General features: G+C 66.9%; 15 protein-coding genes. 4 read left to right on the top strand and 11 right to left on the bottom strand.

Annotated features, from left to right (window positions below; all coding sequences use genetic code 11):
• Positions 1-2,052 (top strand): putative Ig domain-containing protein (locus ACVJ6E_RS00005; RefSeq protein WP_491676374.1); only part of this gene is annotated, 2,052 nt, incomplete at its 5' end.
• Positions 2,053-2,063: 11 nt separating this feature from the next.
• Here the strand turns inward: ACVJ6E_RS00005 and ACVJ6E_RS00010 are convergent.
• The 5 genes from ACVJ6E_RS00010 to ACVJ6E_RS00030 all read right to left on the bottom strand — a co-directional run bounded on the left by ACVJ6E_RS00010 (position 2,064) and on the right by ACVJ6E_RS00030 (position 7,893).
• Positions 2,064-2,822: an ABC transporter ATP-binding protein gene (locus ACVJ6E_RS00010; protein WP_120268143.1), complete on the bottom strand. Its 759-nt coding sequence runs from the start codon at positions 2,820-2,822 to the stop codon at positions 2,064-2,066.
• Positions 2,819-3,853: a FecCD family ABC transporter permease gene (locus ACVJ6E_RS00015; RefSeq protein ID WP_491676375.1), complete on the bottom strand. Its 1,035-nt coding sequence runs from the start codon at positions 3,851-3,853 to the stop codon at positions 2,819-2,821. The genes ACVJ6E_RS00010 and ACVJ6E_RS00015 overlap by 4 nt, the downstream gene beginning before the upstream one ends.
• The gene (locus tag ACVJ6E_RS00020) at positions 3,850-4,866 is read right to left on the bottom strand and encodes an ABC transporter substrate-binding protein (protein WP_120268144.1); all 1,017 of its coding nucleotides are present in this window, start codon (positions 4,864-4,866) and stop codon (positions 3,850-3,852) included. The genes ACVJ6E_RS00015 and ACVJ6E_RS00020 overlap by 4 nt, the downstream gene beginning before the upstream one ends.
• 106 nt (positions 4,867-4,972) lie before the next feature.
• Positions 4,973-6,802 (bottom strand): PHA/PHB synthase family protein, encoded by a 1,830-nt coding sequence (locus ACVJ6E_RS00025; protein ID WP_491676376.1) that lies wholly within the window; start codon positions 6,800-6,802, stop codon positions 4,973-4,975.
• Between the two features lie 284 nt (positions 6,803-7,086).
• The gene (locus ACVJ6E_RS00030) at positions 7,087-7,893 is read right to left on the bottom strand and encodes an extensin family protein (protein WP_158592649.1); all 807 of its coding nucleotides are present in this window, start codon (positions 7,891-7,893) and stop codon (positions 7,087-7,089) included.
• A 124-nt stretch (positions 7,894-8,017) separates the two neighbouring features.
• On the opposite strand from ACVJ6E_RS00030, the gene ACVJ6E_RS00035 reads away from it, so the two are divergent.
• Positions 8,018-9,322 carry a DUF2254 domain-containing protein gene (locus ACVJ6E_RS00035; protein WP_208996652.1) on the top strand — a complete coding sequence of 435 codons (1,305 nt, stop codon included), beginning with the start codon at positions 8,018-8,020 and terminating at the stop codon, positions 9,320-9,322.
• Positions 9,323-9,480: 158 nt separating this feature from the next.
• Here the strand turns inward: ACVJ6E_RS00035 and ACVJ6E_RS00040 are convergent, their stop codons facing one another.
• The 6 genes from ACVJ6E_RS00040 to ACVJ6E_RS00065 form a co-directional block, all read right to left on the bottom strand.
• The gene (locus ACVJ6E_RS00040; protein ID WP_120268147.1) at positions 9,481-10,542 is read right to left on the bottom strand and encodes a TonB family protein; all 1,062 of its coding nucleotides are present in this window, start codon (positions 10,540-10,542) and stop codon (positions 9,481-9,483) included.
• A complete protein-coding gene (locus tag ACVJ6E_RS00045; protein WP_120268148.1) occupies positions 10,542-10,994 on the bottom strand; it encodes an ExbD/TolR family protein in 453 nt (150 codons plus the stop codon). Before ACVJ6E_RS00045 ends, ACVJ6E_RS00040 begins: the two co-directional genes overlap by 1 nt.
• The gene (locus tag ACVJ6E_RS00050) at positions 10,991-11,380 is read right to left on the bottom strand and encodes a biopolymer transporter ExbD (RefSeq protein WP_120268149.1); all 390 of its coding nucleotides are present in this window, start codon (positions 11,378-11,380) and stop codon (positions 10,991-10,993) included. Before ACVJ6E_RS00050 ends, ACVJ6E_RS00045 begins: the two co-directional genes overlap by 4 nt.
• Positions 11,370-12,077: a MotA/TolQ/ExbB proton channel family protein gene (locus tag ACVJ6E_RS00055; protein WP_120268150.1), complete on the bottom strand. Its 708-nt coding sequence runs from the start codon at positions 12,075-12,077 to the stop codon at positions 11,370-11,372. Before ACVJ6E_RS00055 ends, ACVJ6E_RS00050 begins: the two co-directional genes overlap by 11 nt.
• 83 nt (positions 12,078-12,160) lie before the next feature.
• Positions 12,161-12,616: a hypothetical protein gene (locus tag ACVJ6E_RS00060; RefSeq protein WP_120268151.1), complete on the bottom strand. Its 456-nt coding sequence runs from the start codon at positions 12,614-12,616 to the stop codon at positions 12,161-12,163.
• A gap of 18 nt (positions 12,617-12,634) precedes the next feature.
• Positions 12,635-14,695 (bottom strand): TonB-dependent receptor domain-containing protein, encoded by a 2,061-nt coding sequence (locus ACVJ6E_RS00065; RefSeq protein WP_120268152.1) that lies wholly within the window; start codon positions 14,693-14,695, stop codon positions 12,635-12,637.
• A 395-nt stretch (positions 14,696-15,090) separates the two neighbouring features.
• Between ACVJ6E_RS00065 and ACVJ6E_RS00070 the strand changes: the two genes are divergently transcribed.
• Positions 15,091-16,152, top strand: a complete 1,062-nt coding sequence (locus ACVJ6E_RS00070; protein ID WP_199681046.1) for a ChuX/HutX family heme-like substrate-binding protein — start codon at positions 15,091-15,093, stop codon at positions 16,150-16,152.
• 23 nt (positions 16,153-16,175) lie between these two features.
• The gene (locus tag ACVJ6E_RS00075) at positions 16,176-17,072 is read left to right on the top strand and encodes an ABC transporter substrate-binding protein (protein WP_120268153.1); all 897 of its coding nucleotides are present in this window, start codon (positions 16,176-16,178) and stop codon (positions 17,070-17,072) included.
• The last annotated feature ends 12 nt before the right edge of the window (positions 17,073-17,084 follow it).

The raw sequence follows: 17,084 nt of genomic DNA on the forward strand, positions 1-17,084 counted from the left end.
ACGGCCTCCGGCGGCACCGGGCCCTACACCTATGCGGTGACCGCAGGCGCCCTGCCCGACGGCCTGACCCTCGCCTCGAACGGCGCCCTCACCGGAACGCCCACTACGGCGGAGACCGCCAACTTCACCGTCACCGCGACCGATGCCAACAGCGACACCGGCAACGCCGCCTACTCGATCCAGGTCGATGCCGCGCCGGTGGTCATTGCGCTCACGCCGGCAGCCGGAAGCCTCACCAATGGCGAAGTCGGAACCGCCTACAGCCAGACGTTCTCTGCCTCCGGCGGCACGGGCCCCTACACCTATGCGGTGACCTCTGGCGCCCTGCCCGACGGCCTGACCCTCGCCTCGAACGGTGCTCTCACCGGCACGCCGACCACGGCGGAGACGGCCAACTTCACCGTCACCGCGACGGATGCCAACAGCGACACCGGCAATGCGGCCTATTCCATCCAGGTCGATGCCGCGCCGGTGGTCATTGCGCTCACACCGGCCGGAGGTGCGCTGCCGCAAGCAACTGCCGGCGAGGACTACACCACCTCGATCACCGCCAGCGGCGGCACGGCGCCGTATATCTACAGCGTCGCCTCGGGAAGTCTTCCCGATGGCCTGGTGCTCAACATCTCGACCGGCCAGCTGAACGGCCCGCTGGATCCCGATACCGAGGGCAATTACAGCTTCACGATCCAGGCGCGCGATGCCAACAACGTCATGGGTTCTGCAGCCTACACCTTGACCGTCGACGAACAGACCGTGACGGTGAGCGACAAGGACGTGACCGTGCCGCCGGGCTCGACGCCGCCGAACGTCAACCTGACGAGCGGCGCGACGGGTGGACCGTTCCAATCCGCGGCCATCGTCTCGGTCGAGCCGGCCAATGGCGGCACGGCCCAGATCGTCTATGGCGAGTTCGCACAGCTCGACAGCGCCCCCGCTCCGGTCGGCTTCTATCTGAAGTTCACGCCGAACCCGACCTATTCGGGCCAGGTGCGGGTGCGTTTCACCCTCACCAGTTCGCTCGGCACGTCCAATGTGGGCACGGTGGTCTACTCCCTGGGCTACGATCCGCAGGCCGTTGCCAACGAAGTCCACGGGCTGGTCCATGACTTCGTCCAGACGCGCCAGAACCTGCTGAGCTCCACGATCAAGATCCCGGGTCTGCGCGAGCGGCGGCAGATGAAATCGGCGCGCGATGTCATCAACATGCGGATGATGCCCTCCTCGCAGGGAGTGACGCTCGGGTTCGCGACCAGCCTGGCGCAGATGTCCGCGGCGAGCGACGCGATCGAACGCAGCCTCGGTGTCGATACCTCCGCCTTCAACGTGTGGGTCGATGGCACCTTCGCCGTTCACAATCGCAATGCGAACGACAGCCGCTGGGGCACCTTCGCGCTGTTCTCGGCCGGTGCGGACTATCTGCTGTCTGAGCGCGCCCTCATCGGCGTCTCCTTCCACTTCGACCGGATGAGCGATCCGACCCGCGACGATGCGCGGCTGACGGGCAACGGCTGGTTCGTCGGCCCCTATGCCTCGTTCGAACTCGGCCGCGGCGTGTTCTGGGATACCAGTCTGCTCTACGGCGGATCGTCGAACGATGTCGACACGCGGTTCTGGGACGGCAGGTTCGACACCAGCCGGTGGATGTTCGATACATCGCTGTCCGGCGTGTGGCAGCTCGACGAAGCGACGACGCTGGCGCCCAAGCTGCGGGCGGTCTACCTGTCGGAGAAGATCGACGACTACAGCGTCAGGAACGCGGCCGGCAACGTCGTGGGAATGGACGGCTTCACGGTCGAACAGCTGCGCGTCAGCCTGGGCGCCGAGCTTGCCCGGCAGTTTATCCTCGAAGACGGCATGGTCGTGACCCCGAGCGTCGCGCTGACGGGCGGCTTCGCAGGGCTCGGCGGATCCGGGGCCTTCGGCTCGCTCGGCGCCGGCGTGGAACTCACCAATGGCGGCATGTGGAGCCTCGATGGCGCACTGCTCTTCAACATCGAGGGAGATGGCCAGGCCTCGGCCGGCGGCAGAATGGGCCTTGCCGTCCGGTTCTGATCCGGCAGGCTCTATTTCCTGAAAAGGATGCGCAGGACGTCGTCGTCCGAATTCAGGAAGTCGCAATCCACGCGGAAGACCTCGCGGAGCAGATCGGGGGTAAGCACGTCGGCGGGCACGCCGCTGGCGACAACCTGTCCCCGGTGCAGCACCAGCAGCCGATCGCAGAACATCGCCGCATGGTTGAGATCGTGCAGCGCGACGATCGTCGTCAGCCCCAGCTGCGCGACGAGACGCAGCAGGTCGAGCTGGTGCTGGATGTCGAGGTGATTGGTCGGCTCGTCGAGGAACAGCTCGCGCGGTTGCTGGGCCAGTGCGCGGGCGATGTGGACACGCTGGCGCTCGCCGCCCGACAGGCTCTGCCAGGCCTCGCGGCGAAACCCGGTCATACCGACCTGTTCCAGAGCGGTGTCCACGGCCTCGGTATCGGCCGGCTTCCAGGCCGCAAGCGGGCCGCGATGCGGCGTGCGGCCAAGGCGCACCACATCCTCCACCGTCACGTTCACATCGGTCGCGGCGTGCTGCTGAACCAGCGCCACGCGCCGCGCCAGCTCCCGGCGGCCGGTGCGCGCGATATCCGTTTCGTCGAGCAGCACGCGCCCGGACGCCGGGCGCCGCAGCCCGGCGAGCAGGCGCAGCAGCGACGACTTTCCCGAGCCGTTCGGCCCCAGCAACCCGAGCACCTTGCCAGGCTCGACATCGAACGACACGTCGTCGACGATCGTCTTGCGCCCGACGCGCCACACCAGATTTTCGGCACGCACGCTCATGTCGCAGGCCTCGCGCGGTACAGGATCAGCGCAAAACACGGCACGCCCACCAGCGCCGTGACGATGCCGATGGGCAGGGTCTGCTGCTCCATGATGCTCCGCGAGACGATATCGGCCAGCACCATGAACACGGCGCCGACCAGCAGGCAGGCCGGCAGCAGGCGCATGTGACCGGGCCCGATGAGGAAGCGCACCGCATGCGGGACGACGAGGCCGATGAAGCCGATGGACCCGACCATGCTGACGATGGTCGCCGTCATCACCGCGGTGACAGTGAAGAGGATAATGCGGACCCGCTCCACGGGTATGCCCATGGAGGCGGCGGCATCATCGCCGAATGTGAAGGCATCGAGCGCGCGTGCATACCAGATGCACATGCCAAGACCGAGCGCGATCACCACGGCAAGCAACTGGAACTCCGGCCAGCGCACGCCGCCGAGGCTCCCCAGCAGCCAGAACATCACGTCGCGCGCCTGCTGCGCATTGCCCGAGGTGGTGACGACATAGGCGGTGAGCGCATTGAAAAGCTGGGCGGCCGCGACGCCGGACAGGATGGTACGGTCGGCCCCGCCCCGCCCGCCGCCGGACAGGACCGCCACGAAGACGAAGGCCGCCAGCGCCCCGGCAAAGGCGCCCATCGAGAGCGTGACCGCGCCGGCGCCGACACCGAGGATAATGACCGCGACGGCCCCCGTGGAGGCGCCGGCCGAGATGCCGAGCACATAGGGCTCGGCCAGCGCATTGCGCAGCAACGACTGGAGGATAGCACCGCACATAGCCAGGCCCGCGCCGCAAAGGGCGGCGACGAGCGCACGGCTGAGCCGCAGGTCCCAGATGACGCTGGCCTGGATGCGGCTGATCTCCGCGGAGGTCCAGCCGAACTGGTTGGTCACGGCGAGCACGACGGTTCGCAGCGGGATATGCATCTCGCCTATCCCCACGGCCGTGGCGATCGCCAGCATCAGGATTGCCAGCGACCCCACGAGCAATACCGCGAACCGCAGGCTCGCCCTGGACGGGGATATCCTCACTTCAGCAGCCCGAGCGCCTCGAGCTGGACCGCGATTTCCTCCGCGCCATCGATGGTACGGATGGTCGGGTTCATCGCCGCCCCGTTCATGGTGACGATATAGCCGTTCTTCACGGCCTCCATCTGGCTGACCGTCGGATCGCTCTTCAGGAAGGCGATCTTGTTTTCCACCTTGTCGAGATCCCAGCGATCACGGTCGAGGGAGGCAGCAACGATCACCGTCGGATTGGCGGCGATGATGCCTTCCCAGCCCACGGTGGGCCATTCGGTCTCGGTGGTGATGGCGTTGCGACCGCCCAGCACATCGGCGATGAAGCCGGAGGCGCCGTTCTTGCCGCCGAGATAGGCATTGTCAGCCACCGACGGGCTGGAGAACCAGAACAGGAAGGTCAGGTCCGGGTTGTTCCCGAAACGGGCACGCAGGTCCGCCTCGCGCTTCTTGAACTCGGCGATCAGCTGCTCGCCGCGGTCGGCAACGTCGAAGATCCGCGCAAGCTCTTCGATCTCCTGGTACAGGAGGTCCATGTTCCAAAGCTGCTGGCGGCTGCCATAGAAGTCGCCGGTGTCCTTGCGCGTGTTGCAGATGCCCGGAGCCAGGTAACTCGGGATCCCGAGCGTATCGAAATCCTCGCGCTTGGACACCTTGCTGTCGGGCCCGAGCAGCAACGGCAGCTGGGCGGCAATGAAGTCCGGCTCCTGTGCCAGGATCGACTCCAGCGTCGGCAGTTCCACGGTGAGCAGCTTCACCTTCTCGTTCGCCTCGGCGAGCTCCGGCAGCACCTTGGTCGGCCAGAAGGCGGAGGCAACGAGACGGTCTTGAAGTCCCAGCAGCAGCAGGATTTCCGCGCTGTTCTGGCCGAGTGCAACCGCCCGCTGCGGCGCCTTCTCGATCGTGACCTCCACACCGCAATTGGTGATCGTCAGCGGATAGCTGGTCGGCCCGGCCTGGGCCGGCGAGAGGGCGAGAGAGGCCAGAGCGAGCGTGGCGGCGGCAAGGGGAAGTCTGAAAGACATGAGGATTAGTCCGCGCATCTGAGGGGGATGCGCGAGAGCTACTCCGACGGGAGAGCTAATTCAAGAGTATTTCACTCATGTTTTTATCCCCTTCCCCAACTGGCCTTCAGGCCAGATGGATATAGCTGCCGGGAGCCGGTTCGAGCGGGGGTAACCCCTTGTCCGGCGCGCCGATGGCCGGAGGTATCCCCTCTCCGCTGCTGCGGGCAAGAAGCCAGGAAGACCATTCCGGCCACCAGGAGCCGGGACGCGGCCGGTGCTGCTCCTGCCAGCCGTCGGGGCCGGAATAATGGGCGCCGGCCGGGCGATGCGACAGGCGATAGTGCCGGCGGGGATGGCCCGGCTCGCTCAGTATGCCGCCATTGTGCCCGCCCTTTGTCAGCACGAAGGTCAGGTCGTTGTTGGTGAAAAGCTGGGTCTTGTAGACGGATTTCCACGGGGCGATGTGATCGGTCTCGGTGGCGACGACGAACATCGGCGCCGAGATGTCCTTCAGGGCGATGACGCGTCCCTCGACAGCAAAACGGCCGGCGGTGAGCCGGTTTTCAAGGAACAGACCGCGCAGATACTGCGAGTGCATGCGCGCCGGCATCCGCGTCGTATCCCCGTTCCAGACGCCGATGTCGGTGGGAAGATCGTCCTGGCCAAGCAGATAGCGCCGCACGGCGCGGGTATAGATCAGGTCCTCGGCGCGGATCGCGGCGAAGGTGCGCGCCATTTGCGGGCGGTCCAGGTAACCCTGGTCCCACATCATATCCTCCAGGAACGCCACCTGGCTCTCGTCGAGAAAGAGCAGTAATTCCCCGGCTTCGACGAAATCCACCTGCGCGGCCATCAGCGTGATCGAGGCAAGGCGCTCGTCGCAGTCGCGCGCCATCGTGGCCGCGGCAATCGCCAGCATCGTGCCGCCGAGACAATAGCCGACGGCATGGATGCGGCGCTCCGGAACGATGGTCGAAATGGCGTCCAGCGCGGCCATGACGCCGCGCGTGCGGTAGTCCTCCAGCGACAGGTCCGCCTGTTCGGCGGTGGGGTTCACCCAGGAGATCATGAAGACCGTGAAGCCCTGCTCGACGAGGTATTTCACCATTGAGCTGCGCGGCGACAGGTCGAGGATGTAGTACTTCATGATCCAGGCCGGAACGATCAGGATCGGCTCGGCCTGCACCGTCCCGGTCGCCGGCGCATACTGGATAAGCTCAATGATATCATTGCGGTAAACGACCGTTCCGGGCGTGCACGCAAGGTCGGTGCCCAGTCTGTAGCCCTCGGGCGGCGGGTCGTGGCGCTGGGTCAGCGTCTTGACCATGTCCTGCGAGAAATGCGTCGCCCCTTCCACGAAATTGCGCCCGCCCTGCCGGACGGTCGTCTCGATGATCTCCGGATTGGTCAAGGGGAAGTTGGAGGGCGAGACGAGGTCGAGCATCTGCCGCGCCATGAAGCGGGTGCGGTTGGCATCCTGCTCCTCCAGCCCGCGCAGGCGGTCGGTCGCGTGGTCCCACCAGTCCTGAACCGCAAGAAAGCCCTGTTTCCAGACGCGGAACGGCATCTGCTCCCAGCCGGGATGCTCGAAACGGTGGTCGAAATCCTTCGGGACAAAGGGCGCGCTCGCCTCGCCCTCGGCACCCGGCATGCAGGCCGCCGCCAGTTTCAGCGCGTTTTCCTGTGCTCGTTCAAGCAGCTCCAGCTGGCGCCCGGGCGCCCGGCTCATGTGCAGCGCCCAGTCGCTCCAGGCCTCCATGAAGGCGTGCGGCGAAAGCCCGCCGGTCACCCGCGCAACGGCGGCGCGCACGCTGCGATCCATCGTTTCGTGCAGATGGCGGGCAGGCTCCTGCGGGCCCCGCACCGCCGCCGGCGGCACGGTCGGCGGAGTGCCGACCGCGGCAAGGGCGGTCCCGGCAAGGAGTTCCGTTTTCTTTTGCGCAGGCTTGGTCACGGCGGCCTCGAAAAACGCTGGGCGTGGGACGGTGCGGTCCGCAGACCGAAGCTTGATCCTGACAGATGCCGGGCGGCGCGCCTTGATCTGTGTCAGCCCCGCCTGGAGAAAGCGCTATGCTCCCCGCCAGTCACCCGGAGCTCAGGTGCTGGGCATCTTACGACATTCTCGAACGAAATTCAGATTCAAGAATACCCGGCAAGATCATGTTTCCATTTCGATTTTCGAACCTGCCCCCGCTCCGGACGCACGGCGCGTGCGAGGCGTCTTTCACCTTCAACAAGTTAGCGGCAATAGGGCGAACGACGCGGCTTGGTGTCGAGATGGAAGTGATCGTTGTGATAGGCGTCCGAGCCGGGCCCGAGCACGGTGGTGAAGGGTCCGCATGCCGCAGCACGCAGCGCTTTCTGGAGCTTCGTCGCAGCGCGCGCATCGCCGCCGGTCTGGCGCGGGGCGACGGCGAACTCCCGCCCGTCCTCCAGAATGAGCCCGCGGATATCGATGGCCCGGCCGAAGGAATGCTCGCTCAGCCGCGCTCCGGCGATGCGGTTGCGCCCCCGGCAATGATAGGAGGCCGCGACGCGGATCTGGGCCACGTCCGAACCGAGGGTGGAGCTGGCCAGCGGGGCGATGACCTGCGCGGCGAAACGTGCGGCAACGGCCGCCGTTTCGCAGGAGAGCACGGCTTCGGGAACCAGCGCCATGCCTCCGACCGCCGAGACGGAGACCGCATCCTCGATGCCGCAGGCGCCCGCCCCCGGGACGGGCGGCACCCGCTCGAAGGTGGCGCCGACGCGGCGCAGGGCCTCGATGCACCCGGTGACGGCCTCGCTGTCCGGCGCAGGCTTGTCCCCGCCCGTGGGTGCGGAGGCGAAGTGGCTGTTCCCGGCATCGCCCGCCGGGCCGGCGGACGCAAAACCGGGGACAAGCGGCTTGGGGCGCGGCAGGGCCGCGCTGTCTGCGGCACCGGCGACTGTCGGTTTGTGCGCCGGGATATCCTCTGCCTGTCCCCGCCCGTCCTGCGCGGGGACGGCCTGGTAGGGTCTTGGCTGCGGCAACGGCGCCTTGGCGCCGGCCCCGGAGGCCGTCATGGCGAGCAGCAGAGCGGCGGCAAATGCAATCCCCCCTCGCCTCGCCCTGCAACAAGCGTATAGGCTTGCGGGCAACGAGGTCGGCGCCGCCTGCCCGAAAAACGGATGATCCACGGGAGACGTCGTGTTCAAGAGCCTTTCCCTGCTTCGGTTGCAGCGCATGGTTAGGGGCTTCCTTTTCGTGCCGGCCGTCCTGGCATTATGCGGCCTGCTGCTGGCCGGTCTTGCGGTCTCCATCGACCGCACGGATATCGTCGATCCCGTCTTCGAGGCGCTGCCCTTCCTCAACATCTCCGCGAGCGGCGCCCGGTCCGTCCTGGGCACCATCGCCGGGGCGATGATGACGGTGATCAGTCTGGTCTATTCCCTCACCCTGGTCGTTTTCACGCTGGCGGCAGGTAATATCGGACCACGGCTGCTGGAAACCTTTACCGCCAATCGTGTCAATCAATCGACCATCGGCCTGCTCGGCGCCACTTTCCTCTATTCCCTCTTTGTCCTCTATGTGGTGGGCGACGAGGAAGTGCCTCGCCTGTCCGTCGCGATCGCCATCGCCCTCGCCACCACCAGCTTCTTCTGGGTCGTGTATTTCGTGCATGACACGGCCCGCCGGGTGATGGTGGATAACGAGATCGCCCGCACCCAGCGCTCGCTGCGCTCGGCCATCGACCGGCTGCTCGCCGACGAGCCGAAGGAGGAACCGGACGACCGCAACGCCATTCCGCAAGGCGAGGGAGAGCCGGTCCTGGCGCGCTCGTCCGGCTATGTCACCGCCGTTCAGGCGGAGGCCCTGTTGCGGCATGCGGTGGAGGAAGACGGCTTCGTGCAGGTGGTGGCGCGGCCCGGCCATTTCATCATTGCCGGCACGCCGATTGCGATCCTCCACCGGGTCGACGGCAAGGAAAAGGCGCTGGCGGAGGCGGTGCACCGCTCGGTGCTGCTGGCCGATGCCCGCTCCGCCGACGGGGACATCCTCTTCAACGTCCACCTCAATGTCGAGATCGCGCTGCGGGCGCTGTCGCCGGGCATCAACGATTCCTATACGGCAATCAGTGCCTTGGACCAGCTGTCTGCCTCGCTGGCGATCATCCTGCAACGCGGCGCGCCGTCCTCGCTGATCTGCGACAAGGAGGGCAAGCCGCGGGTGTGGTTGGAGCTGATCGAGGTGAAGGAGATCGTCGGCACGGCGCTGCATCCGATGCGGCGCGCCTCCAGCGGCAATGTCATGGTGGCGCTGCGCCTCATCCAGGCCATCGGCCGCATGGCCCAGGTCTCGCGCGGCGACCACGCCGCAATCCTGCGCACGCATCTGCGCCTCATCGCAGCCGACACCAACATGGCGGTGCGCAACCGCGACGACCGGGCGGAAGTGGCGCACGAGCTCTACAAGGCGCATCGCAACCTGACGGCCGCGGACGGGCGGTACTGACATCGCCCCGCCCGCACCGACGAGACGGGGACAAGCCCTTCAAAAGCGAATGCCCGGACGGTGGTCCCGCCCGGGCATATCCGGCCTGAAATGCCTTGAGACGAATTTTGCGAAATTCCGTATCGAAATCGCCGAATTTCGAGAATGGCGTCTCAAGATCACTCGTATTCGATCGGCACCGTAAAGGCCCAGCTCTTGCGGCGAGCCTCCGGCGGGATGTTGGGGAACGGCTGAGCCCGCTGCACCGTCTTCAACGCCGCCTTGTCGATGATCTCGTTGCCCGAACTCTGTATCAGGCGCACGCCGGCGAGCCCGCCATTGCTGGCAACGACGAAAGATACCACCGCTTTTCCACGCATCCGGCCGACCCTGCCACGACGCCTTGCACGCTCGATCCGGCTGTGTATCGCATCCTGATACCTGGAGGCATCGGCGTTGCCGAACTCCTTCGACTTGCCGATACGCTGTGCGCCGCCCTTGTTGGCCGTAGCGCTCGAGTTGCCGCCATGGCCGCTGGTGGTCTTCTTCGAGCGGACGCTTGCGGCCTTCTCCTTCTGACGCTTGACGGTATCGGCCTTGCGGGCCGGCGCTTCGCGTCGGACCTCGGCGATCTTCAGGTCCTTCGGCCGGGCCTGCGGCATGGGCACGGCGGCGGCCGCCTCGAGCCGCTCGGTCGAGGGCGCGGGCTGCGCCTCGACCGGCGAGACGCTCGCCTGGACGGGGGCGGCCTCGGGAACCTCGGTCGCGGTCTCGACGGCGGTGGGCACGGCCGTTGCGACAATGCCGGGAGCAAGGGCCGCCATCTCCATCGGCTTCGCCTCGGCGGTTTCGCTCACCTGCGGCGTGGGCTCGGCCTGCGGCTGGACCGCCTCGACCACCTCTTCCGGCGGCACGGCCTCGCTGTGCGGGACCTCCGGCGCGGTCGCCTCCTCGCTCAAGGATTCCTCCAGCGCCGTGGCGTGCTCCACCGGCTTTTCGCCTTCCGGCGCGTCGATGGGGGTCACCACCTCCGAGGTCTCGCTGTTGACCTCGGTGTGCTCGCCGTCGGCGCCGGCCTGCAGCGCGTCGACGAAGGCATCGCCGAGTTCGGCCGACAGGACGGTGCCGCCGCCCTCGATCTGGACCCCGGAACTCTCGTGCATGATGACGGCGACCGCCGAAGCGTGAACCGCCGTCGAGATCATGAGAGCCGCTGCCACATGATGCGGTCTCAGCTTCATCACTCAGCTCCCCTGGTTACGAGCGATACCTTGCCGGCGCCGGCCCGGTACAACTGGTCTGCGATCTCCAGCATGCGCGCGGCATCGAGATCGCGGTCGACGGCCAGCAGCACGTTGGGGCCGCCATTGCCGGCATCCTCGCCGGGCGCAGTCACGCCCTCGGCCGTGAGGGGCGCTTGCGCCTCCCCCATGGCCCCAAGCGCCGCGAGATAAGCGGGGATATCGACCGGCTGACCGCGATGGGACAGGCGCCCCTCGCTGTCGGCGAACAACGCATCGGGCGGGGCCAGCGGCGGCGCCTCACTCGTCTCGACAAGCGTCACGTCCGGGTCGACCGGCGGGGCGAGCTGGCCGGCGATGAGGAAGAAGATCAGCATCAGGAAGACGATGTTGATCAGCGAGATGGTGCTTTCCGCCTGGCGCTTGGGCGGCTTCTGGCGAACCTTGATCATTTCGGCCTCGCCACGATCACCTTGAGCTCGCCGCCGCCGCGCAGCAGCTCGAGCGCGCTCACCAGATCCTGGGCGCGGGCGCCCTCGCGCGGGACGAGAAGCGCGGTCTTCGCCCCCGCCTCAACCAGCGAGGAGACGGCCGTGCCCGGTGCTTCAGGATCGACAAGGGTGCCGTTCACGGTGAGGCCGTTCGCATCGACGGTCGCGAAGATGTCCGGCCGGGTGACGGCCCCGCCCGTACCGCCGCCGGGAGCCGCCAGATCGACCTGCGCGAAGCGCGTGAAGGTCGAGGACAGCATGAAGAACAGCAGCAAGAGGAAGATCACGTCGATCAGCGATGTCAGCGACAGCCGGCGCCGGCGCGGACTGGCGAAGTCAATGCGCATTGGCCACCTGTTCGTAGCCCCCCGCCTCGACCTCCTCGAACGTCGCACGGGCACCGCCGCGCGCCTGCTCCAGCAGCACGGCGGAGGCAAGCGTCTCGATGGCGACCTTCTCGTTCTCGATCTGGCCTTCCAGATAGGTGACGACGAGCGAGACCGGCATGGCGACGGCAAGGCCGACGGCGGTGGTCAGCAGAGCCACCCAGATGCCGCCGGCAAGCAGCGACGGATCGACCGCATTGCCCGCCGACTGGAGCTTCTGGAACGCCTCGATCATGCCGAGCACGGTGCCGAACAGGCCGAGCAGCGGCGCGATCTGGGCGATGGCGTCGAGCGCCTTCATGCCGGCATTGTAGCGGTGCAGGCGGCGGGTCGCGGCGCGGGCGATGTCTTCCTCCACCAGCGCCTTGTCGACGGCAGCGCCGCCCTCGCCCGACTGCATGGCGATGGCGACGGCCTCCTCCGAGGCGCTGCGGATGTCGCCGAGCGCCTGCCATGCCTCGCGGCGGCGACCATGGCCCCACAGGCGCACGGCCGCCTCGGCCCGGCCGGGACGGCCGACCCGCTGCGTCCAGAACTGCACGAGCTTCAGAATCACCACAGTCAGGGCGATCACGGACAGGCCGGCGAGCACGGCGACGACGGGGCCGCCGAGCTCCAGGAAGCCCGAGATCGAGGCGAGAATGTCGGCGAAAGACATGGGTGCGTTCCTAACAGCTCATGAAGTTCCGGGGCCGTTCGGCCCGTGTAGTTCTCTTGGCCTGAGGCCGATCGGGTTTCAGCCTAGCGGCCGAGAGGTATTTCGGCCCGGCTGGCGAGCGACAGCTGCGCCTGGCAATGGGCAGCAGCACCGCCCTCGCCGCACTGGGCCGGACCGTTGACGAGGATGCGGCCAAGCTTGCCGCAGGCGACGCCCGCCAGATCGAACTGGCGAACCGAGGTCTTTTCCGGCGCGAGCGCACCGAAGTCAAAGGTGGTCAGCCGGTCGACGAGCCCGTCGCTGTCGAAGAGCACAAACTCGAATCGCGGCTGCGGCACCTCGCCGCCCGTCGCATTGCGCACAACGAAGGTCAGGCGGCACCCGCCGCCGCCATTGTCCGCAACCCGGTTCAGCTCGATGTGAAGGCCGGACACGGAAGCCGCCTCGGGCGAAGCCTCCTCCGCCGCCCGCGCCTGACCGGCCCACAGGGCCGCGGCGGTCAAAGCCGCCGCAGCCACGATTTCAAGTCTGCGTCCCATTCGTTTCTCCCATGCGCCTTACCATCCAAGGGTCTTGGCCAGAGTCAACTTGAACGTGCGTCCCTTACCGTCATCGCCGGCGAGGTTGTTGCGATACTGCTTGTCGAAAAGGTTCTCCACGGCACCGCGGACCTCGAAACCGGCCATCATGCCCTCGTCCGGCTTCCAGTCGGCGAACAGGTCATGCACCGCATAGCCGCCGAAGCCGCCCGCCCGCGCAGTGGCGCCGGTGCCGATGGAGCCGGCGAACAGGCCGCGCCAGCCGAAGGACAGGTCGTAATCCGGCAGGCGACCGCCGAGCGTCACGGCCAGCGTATCGGCCGGAATGGTGGTCAGCGTGGCGCCGGTCGACTTGTCCTCGCCGTGGATGTGGCTGAAGGCCAGGCTGCCGAAGAAGAACTCGGAGTCGTACGAGGCCTCGACCTCGACGCCCATGATCTCGGCGGCGTTGATGTTGACGTAGTACGAGACCGGGGTCGCCTGGCCGCGTGCCGGGTTCGGCGCGATCATGTCCTTCAGATCGTTGTAGAAACCGGTGGTCTTGACCTGCAGGCCGTCGCCGGAGGTGAACAGGTCGAACGCCTGCATGGTGAAGCCGATCTCGACCGCGTTCGAGCTTTCCTTGGTCAGGTTCGGGCTGACCGTCCGTCCGCCCGGATAGCTGGTGTCCGGCACGTTGGTCGAATAGAGCTCGTCCAGCGTCGGCACGCGCTCGGTATGGGCGAGCGAGCCGAACAGCGAGAACGTGTCGTTCAGCTTGTACATGACCGCGAGCTTGGGCGAGAACGCCGTCTCGTGCCGCTGGCTGCCGCCGATGACGCTGCTGGAAGGATCCAGATTGACGAAGTCGACGCGCACGCCCGGAATGAGGGTCAGCCGGTCGTTCCAGATGAACTCGTTCTGCGCGAAGAAGCCGGCCTTGGTGTCCGTGCCCTCGGGGTGGAACGAGACCTTGCCGAACACGGTGTCGCCGACACGCTCCTGGTAGCTGAGCTGCGTGCCGAAGGTGAAGTAGTTGCGGATGTTCTCGCCTTCGTAGTCGAAGGTGTTCTCCAGCCGGCCCGACCAGGTGCGGTAGCCGTATTCGCTGTCGAAGAACAACGGCGAGGGAATCGGCGCCGAGGCGTTGCTCTGGTTCACCTTGGTGTCCGAGAAGGACAGGTTCAGCTTGAGATCGAGCCAGGGATTGTCGCTGGCCGGGTTCTCGTAGGCGAAGACGACGGTCTGGTCGAGGATCTCGCGGTCGATGGTGCCGAAGGGCAGCGTGCCGGTCTGCGAGTAGGCCGTGTCGTCCGCATCGCTCTGCCAGCGCTCGTAGGACAGGCGGACCGACTGCTCGTTGTTGTCGCCGAAGCGGTGGACGATCTTGGCAAGGCCGGAGAAGGACTCGAAGTCCGAGCCGGGGATCGGCTGGCCGAGGCCGTTCTCGTACTCGCCGGAGCGGCGGAAGTTGCCGTTGAGCAGCATCGAGGTCTGTTCGGAGAAGGCATAGGCCGCGGTGACGGACGCCATGGCGCCGTCCTTGTTGGAATCGTACATCGTCTTGAGACGTACGGCGGCGGTCTGGCCCGGCTTGATGAAGTCTTCCGGATCCTTGGTCTGGAAGTTGATCACGCCGCCGATGGCGCCTGCCCCGTAGAGCGTCGAGGACGCCGGGCCGCGCAGCACTTCGACCTGCTTGTAGAGCTCGGGATCGGAGAAGAACGAGCCCATGCGGTACTGCTCGTAGAACTTCACCGCGCCGTCGACCGCGACGATGATCTTCGATTCGTCCGACGAGCCGAGATCGCCAATGCCGCGGATGTTGAAGGACTGGCCGCCGATACGGTCACTGCCGACGATGGTGACGCCCGGCACCTGGCGGAACAGCTCGCCGATGGTCGTCGCCTGCTCGGCGTCGATGCTTTCCTGATCGAGGACGGTCACCGCCTGCGGCGTGTCGATCGCCACCTTCTCGGCGCCGGCGCCGACGACGACGCGCTGCAGCATGGTCGCGCGACCGGTGTCGCCCTCCGCCGCAACGTCCTGCGCCAAGGCGCCCGAAACACCGCTCAGCGCGCAAAATGCCACGCCGCTCATCAGGACAGCGGCCCTGCCCGCCACCGTCCTTTCAGTCCTGTACGAGCCTGCCAGCCCCATTTGACATCTCCAATCGTGCTCGATCGCTCGCTGGCATGCGCTTGCTTGCTCGTCGAATGTTGATAAAACTTGAGAAACTTGCTCAGGTATTGATGTCGTTACAAAACATGAGTAATTGAGTCAAGTATGAGATCGGCAATCCGATCACAGGCAACCCGTTCGGCACCTTAGCCAGCACAGCCTTTCCACCGGAAAACCGCGGTGGCGCGCAGAGCCGCGCCGGACCCGGAGCCTTCCGGGAAAGGTGCAAGCCCAGGTCGAACACGACCGGCCCGTATGGGCGCGAGACCGCCAGGCGCGGATCGCGGCACGGCCGCTTGCAACAAGGTGACCCCATGACTCGCGAAACTACCGACTTCGAACACGTCCGCCGCATGCGCGCCGAGAACCCCAAGATGCGCGAGCGCGACCTCGCCCGCATGCTGGAGCTGAGCGAGGCGGAATTCGTCTCCGCCTTCTGCGGGCTGGGCGTCAGCCGCATCGAGATCCGCTTCGACGAGATCTTCAAGGGTCTGGGCGGCGTCGGCGAAGTCATGGCGCTGACCCGCAACGAGAGCGCGGTGCACGAGAAGATCGGCGTCTACGACCGCTTCGTGCCCGGCAAGCGCGCGGCGATGATGCTGGGCGCGGACATCGACACGCGCATGTTCCCGACCGTGTGGGTGCACGGCTTTGCCGTCGCCAAGACCGGCGAGGACGGCGTGGAGCGGCACAGCCTGCAGTTCTTCGACGCCCATGGCGATGCGGTGCACAAGGTGCATACGCGCCCTGGCACCGACATGGCGGCCTGGAACGCGCTGGTGGAGAGCCTGCTGGCCGACGATCAGGAGCCGGGTCTTCTGACCGAGGTGACACCGGCCGAGATCTCCGCGCGGCCCGCGCTGGAGCGCGACAAGGAAGACGCGCTGCGCGAGCGCTGGCAGGCGCTGACCGACACGCACCAGTTCCACGGAATGCTGCGCGACCTCGACCTGCACCGGCTGAACGCGCTGAATCTTGCCGGCGACGACTATGCCTGGCCGCTGGCCGAGGGCGCGGTGCCGGAAATGATGCAGGCGGCGGCCGACAGCGGCCAGCCGATCATGTGCTTCGTCGGCAATCGCGGCTGCATCCAGATCCATTCCGGACCCATCGCCAAGATCGCGCCGATGGGGCCCTGGATCAACGTGATGGATCCCGGTTTCCACCTGCACCTGCGCACCGACCACATCAGCGAGGCCTGGGCCGTGCGCAAGCCGACCAGCGACGGCCATGTGACCTCCATCGAGGCCTATGACGCCGACGGCACGCTGATCATCCAGTTCTTCGGCGTGCGCAAGGAAGGCAAGGTCGAGCGCACCGACTGGCGCGAGCTGGTCGAGGGGCTGGCGCGCCCTGAGACCGTCGCCGCCGAGTGAAACACGACAAGCCTGGACGGATCATGACCCTTCTTTCCCAACGGCCGCTCGGCCGCGCGCTTCGCCGCATCGCGCTTGCGGCGGTGCTCACCCTGCCCGCCTCCCCGGCCTTTGCCGAAGAGGCCGCGGACATCTCGGGCGCGCAGCGCATCGTCTCCATCGGCGGCTCGGTCACCGAGATCGTCTATGCGCTCGGCGAGGAAGGCCGGTTGGTGGCGCGCGATTCCACCAGCGGCTTCCCGGACGCGGCCACCGAGCTGCCCGATGTCGGCTACATGCGCGCGCTTTCGCCCGAGGGCGTGCTGTCCGTGCGGCCCGACGCCATCCTGATGCTGGAAGGCAGCGGCCCGCCGGAGGCGCTGGCCGTGCTGCGCGAGGCCGGCGTGCCCTACATCGCAGTGCCCGAGACCTTCGACCGCGCCGGCATCCTCGGCAAGATCGAGAAGGTGGGCGAGGCGATCGGCGCGGGCGACAAGGCGGCGAAACTTGCCGAGCAGGTGGGCGCGGAACTGGACGCGGCGGTGGCTGAAGCGAAGGCGCGCGGGCGCGATGCGCGCGTGCTCTTCATCCTGTCGATGAACGGCGGGCGGATCCTCGCTTCCGGAACGGGCACGGCCGCCAACGGCATCATCGAGATGGCCGGCGCGACCAACGCCATGGGCGTGTTCGAGGGCTACAAGCAGATCAACGATGAAGCGCTGATCGCCGCTGCCCCTGACGTGATCCTGATGATCAGCCGCGGCGAAGGCCACACCGCCTCCGCCGAGCAGGTGTTCGCCAATGCCGCGCTGGCCCAGACGCCGGCCGGGCAGAACAAGCGGCTGATCCAGATGGACGGCCTCTACCTGATCGGTTTCGGCCCGCGCACCGGCGCTGCCGTGCGCGACCTGTCGGCGGAACTGGCCGACATGGGCCTGTAGAAGGAGGCGCCC

Source organism: Stappia sp. G46H5W (assembly GCF_058448995.1).